This window comes from uncultured Methanobrevibacter sp., assembly GCF_900314615.1.
Lineage (GTDB): Archaea > Methanobacteriota > Methanobacteria > Methanobacteriales > Methanobacteriaceae > Methanocatella.
Genome location: NZ_OMWA01000019.1, coordinates 35,634 through 50,205, shown reverse-complemented (window position 1 = coordinate 50,205; position 14,572 = coordinate 35,634). Strand labels below are relative to the sequence as shown.

Below are 14,572 nucleotides of genomic sequence, written 5' to 3'. Positions count from 1 at the left end.
TAGACAAAGTAATTTACATGAAAAAAGTAAAGATTACTATTTTAAAAACAACTTTTCAGGAAGACCTGGCAAAGGAATACGGTATCGAAGGACTCACAACCTGCCCGTTAATGAAGGAAGGAGAAGTCTATTATGCTGATTATGCAAAGCCGGATGGATTTTGTGATGAGGCCTGGAAAGCAATATACCAGTATGTTTTTGCACTGGCTCATGGAGTTAAAGATGTCTGGTATTACAATGACTGGATTAAAACTCCGGGTGTTGCTATTGTTTCCTGCAATGACGGTTTAAGGCCGGTTATAATGAAACTGGAAGCAACTGACATTGAATCCAAAAACGATTAAAATATCTCAATGGATAAATGTTCAAATTGTGGTGTTAAACAATTAAAGAGTTTGATTAAAACTGATCAAACTCCTTTTGTGCATTTTCATAAAAATACCCTAGTTCACGGCCGTTTACAAATATGTGATTGACTGTAATGGATACGCTCATTTTATAATTTTCATTTACTTTTCCCCAGGTCACAAGAGGCTGGATTTGGTTTCCGGTCAAAACACAGTTGGTAATGCAGTCAAAATCAACCCACGGGATGCAGGAAAAGTTGGCAATATTTGTAAAGTCTCTTTTCTCCATCTCTAATGTAAATCCTTCATCTTCACCTTTTAAAATAGACTGGGAAAGCTGCCTAACATAATCATGCCATTCTATGATATCTTCAAACTCCTGAGGTGTTTTAACTCTCATCTCTCTGTAAATCTTTTTTCCTTCATCCATTATCGGACTTACTCCATCGAGATGGTCATATTCAACCGCTTTTCCGTCAACTATTCTTCTTTTAAGATTGTCAACTGAGTTTACAGCATTCATAAGACATCCCAGACTCATCACAAAAAATGACTTGTCGTTTTCATGGCACCATTTCCAGAGTTTTTCCACATCTACTCTTGCACACATCACATAACGTGAAGATAAAAAATTAATAAAAGGGTTCCTTTCTAAATCAAAATTGATTTCTTTCATATTATGACCTTAATCTTTTTATACTATATTTTATTATATTATATATTGTATAAATCATATACGGTTTTGTTAAAATGAAAGTAGTAATTGTCGGTGGAGGAGCTGGAGGTATCTCAACAGCTTCAAATATACGTAAACTTAATAAAGAAATAGAAATTACAGTAATCACAAGAGACAATAAGGTAGCATACTCTCCATGCGCTATTCCTTATGTATTGTCTGGTAAAATAGAATCTTTTGATGATATTGTAATGAGAACTCCTGAAGATTATAAAGAAAAAGACATTGATGTTATCATTGAAGCAGAAGTTACTGCAGTCGATTCTGATAAAAAAACAGTAACCTATGAAAAAGAAGGAAAGGAAACTGTTTTAAATTACGATAAACTTGTGCTTGCAACCGGAGGTAATCCGTTTGTCCCTCCTATGCAGGGTGTAGACCTTGACGGTGTATATAGAATCAGAAACATCGATGACGGTATTAAAGTGCAGGAAGCTATGAAAGAAGCTAAAAGTGCAATCGTCACAGGTGCAGGTTTAATCGGAATCGAAATTGCATATGCTCTTAAAAAACAGGGTTTGAATGTTATTTTAAGTGAAATGCTTCCTCAGATTGTACCAAGGTCTCTTGACAAGGACATGTCTGACATTCTTGTAAAATACCTTGAGATGGAAGGAATTCAGGTTGTTTTAGGTAAACCAATCACCAAACTCATAGGTGACGGTAAAGTCGAAAAGGCATGCTTCGGTGATGAAGAACTTTATGACGCTGATATGGTCATCATGGCAACCGGTGTTAGAGCAGAACTTAAACTTGCAGAAATGGCAGGATGTGAAGTCGGAAGATGGGCTATTATGGTAAACGACAGGATGGAAACTTCAGTGGAAGACGTTTATGCTGTCGGAGACTGTGTAGAATCCAAAGACCTTATCTTAGGTTCAAACACCATTTCCCAGTTAGGTACTACTGCTGTTCGCCAGTCCAAAACTTTAGCACGTACAATATGTGACAAGAAATCCAAATTCAATCCTGTATTGAACTCCATGGTATCTAAAGTAGGTAAACTTGAATTCGGTGCTGTTGGATACACTACAAGTTTTGCTCAGCAGAACAGAATCAGACCGGTTGTACAAAAAGTTGAAGCTCTTACAAGAGCAAGATATTATCCGAACGCCAAACCGATGGATATCAAAGTTATCTGTGACGGAAACGGAACCATAATAGGATGTCAGATCATAGCAGAGGAAAGAGTGGCTGAAAGAATCGATACAATGACATTAGCTATTACAGAAGGTTTAACCTGCTTTGATTTAAGCAATATGGAATTCGCTTACGCACCGCCTGTATCAATGGTTACCGATCCGCTTATATTAGCAGTAGAAGAAGTAAGTAAAAAATTCAATTAAATTATTAGGGGGAAAAAATTATGCCTGAACATGGACATGGTCATCATGGTCACGGGGGTCAGATGACTCCTGAACAGCAAAGACAAATGATTGAGCAGGAAATTAGGCTTGCAAAAAATCTAGGTCAGATTAAACATAAGATTGTAGTTATGAGCGGAAAAGGAGGAGTAGGAAAATCCACTGTAGCTGCAAACATCGCTGAGACTTTACAGAAACTCGGTTTTAAAACCGGAATTTTAGACGCAGATATTCACGGACCGAACATCCCGAAAATGTTAGGACTTGAACTTTACGGTGAAAATTTCCAGAACTATCAGTTTGAAGTATTCAGAGACCTTACAGAAGGAGCAATGGCAAAAGAAACATTTGAAAATGATGAACAGAAAGCAGAATTCATCAAAGCAAAACAGGAAGAATACAAGCATTCAATGTTTCCGGCAACAACTCCTAGCGGTCTTAAAGTAATGTCAATGGCATTCCTTCTGGACAATATTGACACACCAATCATCTGGAGAGGTCCTCAAAAAACCGGTGCTATCAGACAGCTCATATCTGACGCTCACTGGGGAAATCTTGATTATTTAATCATCGATAACCCGCCTGGAACCGGAGATGAACCTTTAACAGTTTTACAGACTATTCCTGATGCTGATGCTGTAATTATGGTAACAACACCGAACGTAGTATCACAGGAAGACGTTTTGAAATGTGTTAAAATGGTTGAAATGATGAATATAGATAAAATTGGCCTTATTGAAAATATGGCTTACTATATCTGTCCTCACTGTGGTGAAAAACTTCCTGTATTCGGTGAAGGCAACGGTGAGAAATTCGCAGATGAAATGGAAATCACATATCTTGGAGATCTTCCAATTGAAGAAAAAGTTTCCGATTCACCTAACAAGGACGGTGTTATCGCAACACTTGACCCAAGTGATGAGGTTTCAAAAAGATTTGTTGAAATCGTTTCTGAAATTCAAAACGACTTCATAAAAGACTAGTATTAATTATATAGCTCACACGAGCAATATTTATGATGTATCCTAAGAAATTAGGATCTTCTTTTAATTTTTTAAAATAATCTAATTTTTCAATAACGTATTCCTTGTTTTCATCCATGACATTGAGTGAAAAGTACTGCATTCCCATTACGTATTCATGTTCGTCTGTAAATGCAGGAACGAGATATTCTCCGTCATTGGCATAAGGAATTTTAACAGGCTTTCCGTCTTCAACAGATATTATCAAATAGTTTTCTTTAATATAGTTCCTTATTTTTTCTTCTGTTTCATCAATTGCCTTTTGATTCTGGTTTTCACTGTGCATATAAATCATGTTTATGTGATTTTTAAGCTCCGGATTATTTATGTCTTCGATTTTCATTGTATCAATTTTTGTCTGTTATATGTTAAAAAATTATTTTTTAATGTAGTCGTCCTTAGGTATGAATTTCAGTGCGGCGGAATTGATGCAGTAGCGGGGGCTTCCTCCGGGTCCGTCATGAAACAGATGGCCCAAGTGTGAGTTTGACTTAGCGCTTCTAACTTCAATGCGTGTTGTTCCGTGTGAAAAGTCCCTGTGCTTTATAACGGCATCTTCACTGGCAGGCTTTGAAAATGCAGGCCATCCGCATCCTGAATCGAACTTGTCATCTGATGTGAAGAGAACTTCACCGTCAACTACGTCTACATATACACCTTCTTCAAAAAAATCATCATATTTGTTGGTGAAAGGTGCTTCCGTTAAAGAAAGCTGTGTTATTTCATATTCTTCTTTGGTTAAGTGGTCAAATTCTTTATCGTCTATTAAATTTAAATCAACATGACAGTAGCCCTGCGGGTTTTTTTCAAGATACTTCTGATGATACTCCTCAGCAGGATAGAAGCTGCCGATTGCATGGGCCTCTGTAACGATTCTTTTTGATGACAGTTTCTGTTTTGCGGATAAAAACTTCAAAACAATAGTTTTCTGTGAGTCATCCTGCCAGTAGATTCCTGTTCTGTACTGTGTTCCGATATCCGGACCCTGACGGTTTAAAACGTAAGGGTCAATAATCTTGAAAAAATTCTCCAAAATCTCTTCCAGGCTAATGATTTGGGGATTGTATGTTGCCTTGACGCATTCTGCATGGCCGGTACGTCCTGTACATACCTTTTCATAGGTCGGTGCCAAATCCCTTCCGTTGGCATATCCCACTTCTGTTTGGTTAACGCCTTTAAGACGTGAGATAAAAGCTTCAACGCCCCAGAAACATCCTCCTGCCAGATAAATAACTCGCTGTTTTACAAACATAATTAATAATTTGTCATTAAACATAAAATATTTTTATTAAAAAATCTAAAGTTAATAACAGTTAGGAGGAATCTCATGTTTTACAGTACAATTATGAAAATTGATTCAATTGACAGATTAAGAGATATTAGGGATGCACTGCTTGTTGAACAAGGTATCAATCCCACTCGTCAAGGTGAACAGGCTATTAAAGTTGTAGTTGAAAGAATCGATGAAATTCAAGCTACTTTAGATAAATCTGCTACTAAAAATTTAAACAGAAGATAAGTGATTTTCGTGTTAAGGCGTGTCAGCAACAATAGGCGTCTTTTAAGAAAACGGATTTACAGGGCGCCCCACACCAGAAGTAGAATTTCCACATATTACCGTGAAAACAAGAACCTGGCCAAACCTTTCCAGGAAAAGTTCAGGGAAATGAACGGGCCAAACATAAAACGTAAAAAAAGACCTAAACGTGAAGTCGAAAAAGGCTTCAAGATGTCTTACCGCTACAAGTACTACCGTCAGGAAGTTGTGGAAAAAGAGGATGTGGATGAAGAAGAATCAGAATGATTCTTCCAATAATTCTTTTTTTGAAATATATTTATTTTCATCATGTATATTTAAAATGATGCCGCTGAAGGCATCGTCATTGCGTGAAAGTTCCTGAAATAGATGAAGGGAAACTTCACATGGCTTATAGTCAGCTAATTCTAAATAATCATAACCTTTTTTGTATTCATCTTCATCGCTGAAGACAATTATCTTAAAATCATCAAGGCTTCCCATTACAAGAAAGTCCTTTTCGTGATCTTCTCCGATTGCAGGGCAAATAAATTTCATTTAAAAACTCCCGTTCCTGTCCATATTAAAGTTCTGTGAGTGGGGATTAATTACAAAACCCTCAAAATGCTCATCTTCATCTGCTATTTCTGCAATATCCTCAGGGGTAATGACTTTCATTTCAAGCTTTTCCAAAAAGAGTTTTGATATTTCAGCGCTTCCAAGAGCATACTCGCGAATATCAGTAAATACAGGAATGATGTAGTTTGGATTAGGCTCTTTAACAATAAGCCTCACCCAGTCATCCTTCTCATCAATCAGTGTAAAGTATATTTCTTCAGGATATGCCTTTTTGATGTTTTTCTTAATCGGTTCAAGTTCCATGGCATCCTCGTTTTTGAGCTTTTTTACCATGTCTGCATAAACCTGAATATACTCTTTAATCTGGCTTTTTGAAGCCTTGACATTATTTTTCTGATAATCTTCGTAATCCTTAAGTTTCATGTTTAATCACAGCAGTCATGAACCTCTTCAGCGAATATGACAAAGTCACATTGAGGTGCATTGATAGCCAATCCTAAAAATTCTTCGTCATCGGCATATGCCTGAACGATTGCATTTCCATTAGCTTTGTCACATTTGAAGTTAGCTTCACCGGATTCATCACTAAATGATTCGATTGCTTTTTTAGCTTCTTCCTCATCGGTGTAAACAGGAATTAAAAATTCTTCCCTGTCTTCCTCTTCGTCACTGATGATAAGTGCAATTACTTCGTCATCTTCAGTATCTGCATTATAGACGATTACGAATTCTTCGTTGTAGACTAAATGGTCGATTTCATGGCCCATGTCATGGAGTTCGCCTGCTAAGGTTTGAAATTCTTCGGATTCATTATCTTCGATTTCATCCAGTTTTTCTTCAAGTTCAATATAATTATTAATTAATTCTTTAAGTTCGCTCATAATAATCACTATAATCGTTAATTTCTACAAAAAAAGATTTTTTAAATCTTCCTAAACACCACTAAAGGAATACAAACGAATGCTCATTTCAACCATCACCATTGTTCATATTATAAAAAAATAGTATATAACAATATGAACAATAGTATATTGCCTTTCAACATATATAAAGTTTTAGATTATTCTTATAATTTAGAAGTCATTTTCTATTGATTTAATTAAATTATAAATAATTCTGTTGGTACTTACATCAATGCCATATGTCTCAGCAAGTCTGATAACGCTGCCGTTAAGGGAATCAATTTCGGTTTTAATTTTCCTTTTCACATCCCGGTGGGTGGATGAGATGTGTTCATAGGTGTCCGGAACAAGTTTATTGTAGAAAATTTTCTTGTATTCTTCAGAATTGTCCCAAAAAGTCTCATATTCGCTTGCATTGATTACATCAAATATCTCATCGATAATTCTGTCCATAATCTCTTTTGAATATTCATTTTCAGTCAGTTTTCCGTAGTTTACATCAAGAATAGTGCCCAGTGGATTTAATGCGCAGTTGTAAAGCATTTTTGCCCAGAGATATTTGTCCACTTCATCTGTAAGCTCACAGCCTATACCTGATGCGGCAATCATATCTGCAATCTCTTTTAGGTCTTTCGGGTCCTGATTTTGAAGTGATCCGATTTGAATAGGTTCAGTATATACTGTAACTTCACTTATGTACCGGTCATGGCGTGCAAAACCGGTAATTAGTCTTGCGCAGAAAACTTCGCTTTTATCAAAGTATCTGAGATATGCATTGTCATTTCCAAAGCCGTTTTGAAAGATGATAATCTTGAAGTCAGTTTTTAAAATGTCTCTGAATTCATTCAGTTTCTGTGAAATGTCGTCATTTGCAGTTGTTTTTGATGTAATAAATACATAGTCAAAGCTGTTTTTGGCAATATCTCTGTAGTCACTGAATACCTTAACTTCATCTGAGCTGAATGAGTAGTTTTCAAAAAGTCCGCATCGTTTAATTCCATTTTTTTTAATAGCCTTTGCAGTTTCGCCTCTTGCATAAATTGAAACGTCAGCATTCTGGGACATCAATGATGCTGCAAGACCGATTCCAACTGCTCCGGCCCCAATCACTAAAATCTTCATCATTTAAATTTTTATTTTTATGTTATAAAAATATTTAGTTATGCCTAATTTTACTTATTTTTTGATATAACTAAATTTTTTAATTAGTTTTACCTAAAAAAGACTTCTCAATCGATTAATTTAAATATAATTAAATATAATATTTATTTTAAGTGATTATATGGCAACTACCGATTATATTATTAAAGAGGATAATACACAAAAGATATTTTTAAGTGAAAATACCTTGAATGTAGCTGATATCCTTAAAAAGCATTATATATACATTTATGAAGCCATTATCGATGAAGGAATAATTCTGAAGGCCGATGAATGCAGTCTGTTTAAGGAACTTGTTTTTGAAAATAAGGTAGTTGGATTTTGCAGCTATGACTTTTCAAGGGAATTTATAACAGTTGCCATCAACAATATCTATGTTCTTCCGGAGTTTCGGGGAAACGGCATTTTTCATGATGAGCTTTTAAAAACCATGAAGGAGCACAACAAGCCAAGCATAATGGAGCCTACAAGACTGGTTGTAGAACTGCTTTTAAGATATGGTCTTGCAAAAAAGATAACCCAAAACATTGTTGCAAGTTCTCTTGAATTTATCATTCCCGGAAGTCATGTCATTTCAAACGGCAATTATGACGCTTCAGAAGAGCTTTCAACCCATTTTTATGACCTGAACATTTGCGCAAGCATTCACATTCTGGATTTGGAAAACACTCACATTGCCTACAGCGAACCTTTAAACTATGATATAATTCATTATGACGTGCTTGAAAACCGCAGATTTATTGATGAAAACTATTTTTCCAAAATCAGGGAGATATTCATAAGCAGAGATGTTGAGATAATGAATGTAATACTTGATTTGGAGGACATGCTACCGGTAAAATCATATTCCATTGAGGATGTGGTGGGTTCGGGCGATGAGTTTTCACCATACATTGAATCTCTCATAGATGATGCCCATGTAACTCATGAAAAGGCAGTGAGAATCAAGCAGCAGATGATAGAAGAATACGAAGCCGGAATGATTGTAAATGAATCTCTGATGATAAGGCTTGCATATCTTTTCAAGGAGGATGTGGAGCCCTCAATAAAGTCCCACAGCGACGTATGCCCATACTGCAGCATGCCAATTGACAGCCATGACAAGTTCTGCCATTTCTGTGGAATCAATCTTGAATTTGACCCTGAGGAAAAGATGGACAGTCTGATGGAGTTTACAAACTTTAATCAGGTAGAATTGAGTGAAGACATTCGTTTTGTTGCATATAAGTTCTTAAAATTAATTGCACAGGGAATTGAGGTGGAATATTCAATATTTACAATAGTAAATACATATGATATTGAATGGAGTATTCTCAAAAAGTATTTGGAGGAAAACAGATATTTCTGCAATGGCAAAATCACTGAAAAGGGATGGACATTCATGGATAATCATCCTCTTAATGTATATGAAAAATACTGTCTGAATATGGTTGACTACAGTGATTTTGAAGCTTATTTCTATGAAAATGATGGTCTGGATAAAAAAGAAATAGTGTTAAATTACCTGAAGCAATTTAACGATGAATTTATTGATATTATCGATGAAATTAATGAAAATTAATTACCATCTTGAAAAACCGCCGGAATCTCCTGATGAACTGCTGGTGTCTATGAGATATTTGCAGTGATTAATGAAGTAGTCACTGTCTTCATATGAGATATCGTCACCTGAAATCACGTAGTTTTTATTGTTTTTATTGAAGTAGATGTCTGCACTGTATGATTCAACGCCTTCATTGTAAAGGAAGTATGCAGTTACGCCGTTTTGATCAATAGTCTGGTTTGATGTGTATTGTCCGGAACTCAACAGGTTTGAAACAATATCTTCAACCTTCTGACCGTCATCAAGTGTTGTAACATAAATTGTCATGTTATAGTTGGAATCATTATAGCTTACTGCAGAATCATTAACCTTGTTGCTTGTAAAATTGTCCATATTGGGAAAAGTGCTGTTTGAAACACCATTATTTCCTGCGGAAGTATCATTGGTTGCCGGTGTTGAGTCTCCAAACGGCAGATTGCCTGCGCCGGCATTGATGCCTATGTATAAAATTATTAAAATTACAAGCAAAGCATAAAGTTTTTTCATTATGTTTTCACCTATTTAAAGATATTTAATTTAAACTATATAATAATTATTTTTTTGATGCAGTTTGTCTATTCGGACTATTATATTTTTTTTCACTCGGATTGTGTATATGTTATCCATTATAATCACTATATTTTTGAATAATTTATAGAAAATCATGGTTATTTTAATAATTAATGATTAATTTGAAAAATATCTAAATAAAATGATAAATTTAAACAAAATTTAAGTAATTAAAATTAATACTAAACTTTATTATATTATAAAGAATAAATAGAACTATGTAATTCATAAAATATTTAATATTGTCTTATATTACTGATTTGTTAAATATAACAATTAGAATTATAAATTTTTAGGAAAATGGTGTGATTTTAGATGGATGATAAAATAAGAATGGGATTAATTGTTGCTGTTTCAATAATACTTCTTTTTGTTTTATCTTTATGGATTTCTCAAACACCTGCAGATGCCGATAATTCTGTAAGATTTGGAATATTGACATTATTGCCACCTCTTGTAGCTATTATATTGGCATTTATAACAAAAGAAACAATTTTATCATTGTTTATAGGTGTTTTCGTTGGAGAGTTTATGTTATGTGCAAATGACATCAATATCATTTCCACTATCGTAAATGCGTTCCTTAATCTGGCTTCACAGGTAATCACCTGTATGGCTGACCCATGGAATGCAGGTATTATTCTTCAATGTCTGCTTATCGGTGGAGTAATCCAGCTGATTACAAAAATGGGTGGGGCAAAAGCTCTTGCAGATTCATTTGCTAAAAGAGCCAACACTCCTAGAAAAGCTCAATTATTCACTTGGTTATTAGGATTATGTGTATTCTTTGACGATTATGCAAACTCCTTAATCGTAGGTCCAATCATGAGACCTGTAATGGACAAACTTAAAGTATCTAGAGAGAAACTGGCATTTGTAGTTGACGCAACTGCTGCTCCTGTGGCAGGTATTGCTATTATTTCAACATGGATCGGTCTTGAAATAAGTCTTATCGCTGCCGGTTTCCAGTCAGTCGGAGTATCAAATGCAACAGGTTTTGGAATATTCCTGCAGACCATACCATATAGGTTCTACAATATATTTATCCTTTTATTTATTGTAATTTCAGCAGCTACCCTATATGAATTCGGTCCGATGAAAAAGGCAGAACAGAAGGCACGTGCCAGAAAAGATGACGAACCTGTTGTTGTTGCAGAAGCACCTGGTTTTGATGAAGTAAAACCTGTTGAAGGAATCAAACTTTCAGTATGGAACGCTGTCATACCTATTCTTACACTGATTGTAGGAGCACTTATCGCATTTTACTGGAGCGGATACACCTCAATTTTAGGCGGAGAAGATCAGGCTCTCATAACTCTGATGAAAACATCCCCATTATCATTCAATGGTATATTTGAAGCATTGTCAGCTTCAGATGCATCTGTTGCACTTTTCCAGGCTGCACTTTTAGCATCAATCGTTGCAATAGTTATGGCAGTCGGTGAAAAGATACTTACCATTGAAGATGCAATATCCGAATGGATCGGCGGTATGAAAACCATCGTTATTACCGGTGTAATACTTCTTCTTGCATGGTCCCTCGGTGCTGTAATCGGTGAGGTCGGAACTGCTGATTATCTGGTAGGAATCCTGAGCGGTTCAATACCTGCATTTATCGTACCGACACTTATCTTTATTTTAGGTGCATTGATTTCCTTTGCAACTGGTACAGCATACGGTACAATGAGTATTCTTATGCCTCTGGCTATTCCGCTCGGATGGGCGGTAAGTTCAGGTGATATGAGCTTTACTATCGTCTGTACCAGTGGAGTGCTGACTGGAGCAATTTTCGGAGACCACTGTTCACCTATTTCAGATACAACAATTCTCTCATCAATGGGAACAAGCTGTAACCATATAGACCACGTACAAACACAAATCTACTATGCAATATTCGTAGCTGTAATTGCTATAGTGTTAGGTTACCTGCCTGCAGGATTCGGTGTTCCATGGTTCATCTGCATTCCGCTAGGTGTTGTAGCAATGTTTATCGGTCTTAGGATACTTGGTGAGAAAGTCGATTTTGATGAAGTTGAGGAAGAGGCCACTTCCTAAACTTTATTATTTTTTTTTTAAAAAATTAGTTTCTTAGTAGACTAATTAGTTTACTAATTCACTAAATAGTTTACAACTAAACTAAATAGTGTCTTAGTTAATTATATTCATTTTAATGCTTTTATTTAAAAAATGCTTCCTTTTCCGTAAGTTTTATATATGGATTGTAATATGTTTTACTGATTGATTTAAAAGGAGGTGAAAATACGAAAAGCAAAAGGTTATTCATTATTTCAATAATTTTAGTTTTTTTATACAGATTTACACCAAATTCATATCTAAAAGTGCAAATATGGCTCGAAAAATAGTTGAGGCTTCTGAAAAAGGAGATTACAGCAATATTGCATTCTTTTCAATCTTTACTTCATGAGTTAATGAAAATTAACTCTCTTTTTCTTTTTTTTCATCGGAAAAAATAAAATTCATCATCACACAGGTGTCTGTAGGTACAGTACCTGCATAAGTATTGTTTTTTAGCCGGAAACTCTTTTCTGTTGATTTTTTCACGTACTTCATGAAGGGTATCGACTGCATCATCAATTTCAGAATAACATAAATTCTTGCGCTTGTTTTCCTCTTCACATACATCAAGAAGTCTTAAACGTCCGTTTTTTGTAAAAAACACTCCAACTTTATTTACCTGTTTGTGGTAGACATTTTCAACAAGTAACTTATAGTAGCAAAGCTCCAGACGGTACTTTGAAAAGGAATTTGAATTGCTTGTCTTGTAGTCTATTACAGTAAGCTTTCCGTTTTCATCTTCCAATATGATATCACAGATTCCGGAAAACCTGTTTTTCTTGTCAAGGAGATATTCCTCATTAGAAAATAACTTATAGTCCCTGTCAACAAAGACTTCCTTAAAAAAGAGTCCTAAATTGTCAATATGTTCATCAAGACCATATCCTATATCCAATTCATTGGCAACTTTAATCAGTTCGTTTTGAATATCCACATCGTCCAGATTGTCCTCAAATTTGTCTGTAAACTTTTCAGCTATCAGATGAACATCGCTTCCAAGTGCCATATACTTGTTCGGTTTCATTTCAATTTCATCAATATACTGAAACTTGAACTCACGCGGACATTTGAGATATGTGTTGACTTTTGATTTGGATAATTTCATAGGTTAAATTTTTGTAAAAAATATTTTAAATAAGTTTGTATAAAATATAATTAGTGAGATTTTGTTCACTTTATTAATCGGAGAGTATAAAAAATGAAAATTGTAGCACTTCAAGCAAGCCCACGTAAAGGCGGAAACTGCGACGTATTAATGGATGAAATGATTAAAGGTATTGAAGAAAACGGCGGCGAAGTAGTAAAATACTTCCTCGAAGGCTGTGATATCGCACCATGTAAAGCATGCATGTACTGTGCTGAAAATCCTGAATGCGTAAGAGCTGACGACGGAAACAAAATTATCGATGATTTAGTATCAGCTGACGGTGTAATATTTGCAACACCAATCTACTACGGTCAGATGACTGCTCAAGGTAAACTGATCATTGACAGATTCTATGCAATCGGCCAAAACCCTGATAAAAGCTTATCCGGAAAAGCAGCATTGATATTTACTGAAAATCAGCCTGAAGGAACCTATGCAGATTATATTGAACTTACCAAATTCTCACCATTCACATTCATGGGATATGAAGTTATTGGTCATGTAGATGCAGGTTCAGCAGGCCCTGCAGGAATTGTAGCTGAAGAACAGGAAGACAAATTAAAAGAAGCTTATGAATTAGGCTTAAAATTTTAAACAAAAAAAGTAGATTAGATTAAATTCTAATCTATTCCAACTATTTTTCTTATTTCACTTTCATCTTTTTCTATCATTGAGGAAACTTCTGTAAGTGAATATTTTTTTAACAATTCCAATATGATGTTTCTTTCACCTTGGGTTATACCATTATTTTTACCAATATTTCTTTCTTCTCTTTTCATTTTTGCAATTACGCCTTCGGTTCTGGTTGTCACTTCAATCATCTCCATCAAGTTATCTATTTTGTCTGGTTCAATGTATTCCAGAATATTTAAATACATTGCCATGATAATTTCATCTATTTTTTCTTTTGGAATACAATGTTTTTTGAATTTGATATTATTGCACATTTCTTCAACGATTTTCGATTCTTTTTCATTTAATTCAAATAATGGAAAAGTAATTAATAATGAGCATTGCATTGAAGTCAATATTTCATTATTTTCAAATTTGTCCCTAATAATTTTTAAATCTTCTTGTTTGTTGATTTTTTTGGTTTTAATTATTCTTGGGTGATATGTTATATCAAGTTCTTTATATTCTGTTATTTTACCCTCTTTAGAAATTACAATAAGTATTGCAATTATGTCTGTTTTTTCTTTACAATAAGTTCTTTTGTAATAGTTGTACAGTTGTTGTAAATCATCACTTCTAAGTGTATTCTTTTTGAACTCGAATATGATGATTTTACCTGATTTTGTGGATACTCTAAAATCTTGTAAATCATCGAATATTTTTAATCTTCCTTTCTTATCGACAGTTATTAATTCTGTTGGAAGAATATCGTCTATTTCTTCATCTATATCTAAAACATTTAATATATTATTCAAGAAATACATGAAACAAATTTTTAAAAACAAATCACGGTTTTTCTGATTTTCAATACTCATTTAATCACCAACTTTTTATTTTCATATTTAAACCATATTATTGCTTAAAAATTTGTAATAAGTATTATATAAAAGATTTGTTT

Annotated in this window: 18 protein-coding genes; 8 read left to right on the top strand and 10 right to left on the bottom strand. The window is 34.6% G+C overall.

Annotation, left to right across the window (positions count from 1 at the left end; all coding sequences use genetic code 11):
* Window positions 1-17 precede the first annotated feature (17 nt).
* Complete coding sequence (locus tag QZN33_RS07215) at window positions 18-344, top strand: TIGR04076 family protein (protein WP_296790486.1); 327 nt, start codon at window positions 18-20, stop codon at window positions 342-344.
* Window positions 345-399: 55 nt separating this feature from the next.
* Here QZN33_RS07215 and QZN33_RS07210 read toward each other — a convergent pair whose 3' ends face one another.
* On the bottom strand, window positions 400-1,023 hold the full coding sequence (locus tag QZN33_RS07210; protein WP_296790484.1) for a CatA-like O-acetyltransferase: 624 nt from the start codon (window positions 1,021-1,023) through the stop codon (window positions 400-402).
* A gap of 74 nt (window positions 1,024-1,097) precedes the next feature.
* On the opposite strand from QZN33_RS07210, the gene QZN33_RS07205 reads away from it, so the two are divergent.
* Together QZN33_RS07205 and QZN33_RS07200 are read left to right on the top strand one after the other, a co-directional pair.
* A complete protein-coding gene (locus QZN33_RS07205; protein ID WP_296790482.1) occupies window positions 1,098-2,429 on the top strand; it encodes an FAD-dependent oxidoreductase in 1,332 nt (443 codons plus the stop codon).
* A gap of 20 nt (window positions 2,430-2,449) precedes the next feature.
* On the top strand, window positions 2,450-3,430 hold the full coding sequence (locus QZN33_RS07200; protein WP_296790479.1) for an Mrp/NBP35 family ATP-binding protein: 981 nt from the start codon (window positions 2,450-2,452) through the stop codon (window positions 3,428-3,430).
* Here the strand turns inward: QZN33_RS07200 and QZN33_RS07195 are convergent.
* Both QZN33_RS07195 and msrA read right to left on the bottom strand, forming a co-directional pair.
* Window positions 3,417-3,812 carry a hypothetical protein gene (locus tag QZN33_RS07195; RefSeq protein ID WP_296790478.1) on the bottom strand — a complete coding sequence of 132 codons (396 nt, stop codon included), beginning with the start codon at window positions 3,810-3,812 and terminating at the stop codon, window positions 3,417-3,419. The two genes, QZN33_RS07200 and QZN33_RS07195, sit on opposite strands and share 14 nt — an antisense overlap.
* Window positions 3,813-3,845: 33 nt before the next feature.
* The gene (gene msrA / locus QZN33_RS07190; protein ID WP_394347052.1) at window positions 3,846-4,745 is read right to left on the bottom strand and encodes a peptide-methionine (S)-S-oxide reductase MsrA; all 900 of its coding nucleotides are present in this window, start codon (window positions 4,743-4,745) and stop codon (window positions 3,846-3,848) included.
* 51 nt (window positions 4,746-4,796) lie between these two features.
* Here msrA and QZN33_RS07185 point away from each other — a divergent pair, with 51 nt between their 5' ends.
* Complete coding sequence (locus tag QZN33_RS07185) at window positions 4,797-4,988, top strand: hypothetical protein (RefSeq protein ID WP_292601247.1); 192 nt, start codon at window positions 4,797-4,799, stop codon at window positions 4,986-4,988.
* 9 nt (window positions 4,989-4,997) lie between these two features.
* A complete protein-coding gene (locus QZN33_RS07180; protein WP_296790474.1) occupies window positions 4,998-5,273 on the top strand; it encodes a hypothetical protein in 276 nt (91 codons plus the stop codon).
* On the opposite strand, the gene QZN33_RS07175 is transcribed toward QZN33_RS07180, so the two are convergent.
* From QZN33_RS07175 to QZN33_RS07160, 4 genes are all read right to left on the bottom strand, one after another.
* Window positions 5,265-5,543, bottom strand: a complete 279-nt coding sequence (locus QZN33_RS07175; RefSeq protein ID WP_296790472.1) for a hypothetical protein — start codon at window positions 5,541-5,543, stop codon at window positions 5,265-5,267. The two genes, QZN33_RS07180 and QZN33_RS07175, sit on opposite strands and share 9 nt — an antisense overlap.
* Complete coding sequence (locus tag QZN33_RS07170; RefSeq protein WP_296790470.1) at window positions 5,544-5,987, bottom strand: hypothetical protein; 444 nt, start codon at window positions 5,985-5,987, stop codon at window positions 5,544-5,546.
* Between the two features lie 2 nt (window positions 5,988-5,989).
* Window positions 5,990-6,445 carry a hypothetical protein gene (locus QZN33_RS07165; protein ID WP_296790468.1) on the bottom strand — a complete coding sequence of 152 codons (456 nt, stop codon included), beginning with the start codon at window positions 6,443-6,445 and terminating at the stop codon, window positions 5,990-5,992.
* Window positions 6,446-6,637: 192 nt separating this feature from the next.
* Entirely contained in the window at window positions 6,638-7,588 is a 951-nt protein-coding gene (locus QZN33_RS07160; RefSeq protein WP_296790465.1) for a ketopantoate reductase family protein, read from the bottom strand.
* A 160-nt stretch (window positions 7,589-7,748) separates the two neighbouring features.
* On the opposite strand from QZN33_RS07160, the gene QZN33_RS07155 reads away from it, so the two are divergent.
* Window positions 7,749-9,188 carry a GNAT family N-acetyltransferase gene (locus QZN33_RS07155; RefSeq protein WP_296790463.1) on the top strand — a complete coding sequence of 480 codons (1,440 nt, stop codon included), beginning with the start codon at window positions 7,749-7,751 and terminating at the stop codon, window positions 9,186-9,188.
* Here the strand turns inward: QZN33_RS07155 and QZN33_RS07150 are convergent, their stop codons facing one another.
* On the bottom strand, window positions 9,189-9,716 hold the full coding sequence (locus tag QZN33_RS07150) for a hypothetical protein (RefSeq protein ID WP_296790460.1): 528 nt from the start codon (window positions 9,714-9,716) through the stop codon (window positions 9,189-9,191).
* 378 nt (window positions 9,717-10,094) lie between these two features.
* On the opposite strand from QZN33_RS07150, the gene QZN33_RS07145 reads away from it, so the two are divergent.
* Complete coding sequence (locus QZN33_RS07145) at window positions 10,095-11,834, top strand: Na+/H+ antiporter NhaC family protein (RefSeq protein WP_296790458.1); 1,740 nt, start codon at window positions 10,095-10,097, stop codon at window positions 11,832-11,834.
* A 403-nt stretch (window positions 11,835-12,237) separates the two neighbouring features.
* On the opposite strand, the gene QZN33_RS07140 is transcribed toward QZN33_RS07145, so the two are convergent.
* On the bottom strand, window positions 12,238-12,960 hold the full coding sequence (locus tag QZN33_RS07140) for a PD-(D/E)XK nuclease family protein (RefSeq protein ID WP_296790456.1): 723 nt from the start codon (window positions 12,958-12,960) through the stop codon (window positions 12,238-12,240).
* 93 nt (window positions 12,961-13,053) lie between these two features.
* Between QZN33_RS07140 and QZN33_RS07135 the strand changes: the two genes are divergently transcribed.
* A complete protein-coding gene (locus QZN33_RS07135; RefSeq protein ID WP_296790454.1) occupies window positions 13,054-13,596 on the top strand; it encodes a flavodoxin family protein in 543 nt (180 codons plus the stop codon).
* A gap of 26 nt (window positions 13,597-13,622) precedes the next feature.
* Here the strand turns inward: QZN33_RS07135 and QZN33_RS07130 are convergent, their stop codons facing one another.
* Entirely contained in the window at window positions 13,623-14,489 is an 867-nt protein-coding gene (locus tag QZN33_RS07130; RefSeq protein WP_296790452.1) for a hypothetical protein, read from the bottom strand.
* Between the last annotated feature and the right edge of the window lie 83 nt (window positions 14,490-14,572).

What these genes read in the sequence shown, in the direction of transcription:
- QZN33_RS07215 (WP_296790486.1), top strand. Translation starts at nt 18, where the DNA reads ATGAAAAAAGTAAAGATTACTATTTTAAAAACAACTTTTCAGGAAGAC.
- QZN33_RS07210 (WP_296790484.1), bottom strand. Translation starts at nt 1,023, where the DNA reads ATGAAAGAAATCAATTTTGATTTAGAAAGGAACCCTTTTATTAATTTT.
- QZN33_RS07205 (WP_296790482.1), top strand. Translation starts at nt 1,098, where the DNA reads ATGAAAGTAGTAATTGTCGGTGGAGGAGCTGGAGGTATCTCAACAGCT.
- QZN33_RS07200 (WP_296790479.1), top strand. Translation starts at nt 2,450, where the DNA reads ATGCCTGAACATGGACATGGTCATCATGGTCACGGGGGTCAGATGACT.
- QZN33_RS07195 (WP_296790478.1), bottom strand. Translation starts at nt 3,812, where the DNA reads ATGAAAATCGAAGACATAAATAATCCGGAGCTTAAAAATCACATAAAC.
- msrA (WP_394347052.1), bottom strand. Translation starts at nt 4,745, where the DNA reads ATGTTTAATGACAAATTATTAATTATGTTTGTAAAACAGCGAGTTATT.
- QZN33_RS07185 (WP_292601247.1), top strand. Translation starts at nt 4,797, where the DNA reads ATGTTTTACAGTACAATTATGAAAATTGATTCAATTGACAGATTAAGA.
- QZN33_RS07175 (WP_296790472.1), bottom strand. Translation starts at nt 5,543, where the DNA reads ATGAAATTTATTTGCCCTGCAATCGGAGAAGATCACGAAAAGGACTTT.
- QZN33_RS07170 (WP_296790470.1), bottom strand. Translation starts at nt 5,987, where the DNA reads ATGAAACTTAAGGATTACGAAGATTATCAGAAAAATAATGTCAAGGCT.
- QZN33_RS07165 (WP_296790468.1), bottom strand. Translation starts at nt 6,445, where the DNA reads ATGAGCGAACTTAAAGAATTAATTAATAATTATATTGAACTTGAAGAA.
- QZN33_RS07160 (WP_296790465.1), bottom strand. Translation starts at nt 7,588, where the DNA reads ATGAAGATTTTAGTGATTGGGGCCGGAGCAGTTGGAATCGGTCTTGCA.
- QZN33_RS07155 (WP_296790463.1), top strand. Translation starts at nt 7,749, where the DNA reads ATGGCAACTACCGATTATATTATTAAAGAGGATAATACACAAAAGATA.
- QZN33_RS07150 (WP_296790460.1), bottom strand. Translation starts at nt 9,716, where the DNA reads ATGAAAAAACTTTATGCTTTGCTTGTAATTTTAATAATTTTATACATA.
- QZN33_RS07145 (WP_296790458.1), top strand. Translation starts at nt 10,095, where the DNA reads ATGGATGATAAAATAAGAATGGGATTAATTGTTGCTGTTTCAATAATA.
- QZN33_RS07140 (WP_296790456.1), bottom strand. Translation starts at nt 12,960, where the DNA reads ATGAAATTATCCAAATCAAAAGTCAACACATATCTCAAATGTCCGCGT.
- QZN33_RS07135 (WP_296790454.1), top strand. Translation starts at nt 13,054, where the DNA reads ATGAAAATTGTAGCACTTCAAGCAAGCCCACGTAAAGGCGGAAACTGC.
- QZN33_RS07130 (WP_296790452.1), bottom strand. Translation starts at nt 14,489, where the DNA reads ATGAGTATTGAAAATCAGAAAAACCGTGATTTGTTTTTAAAAATTTGT.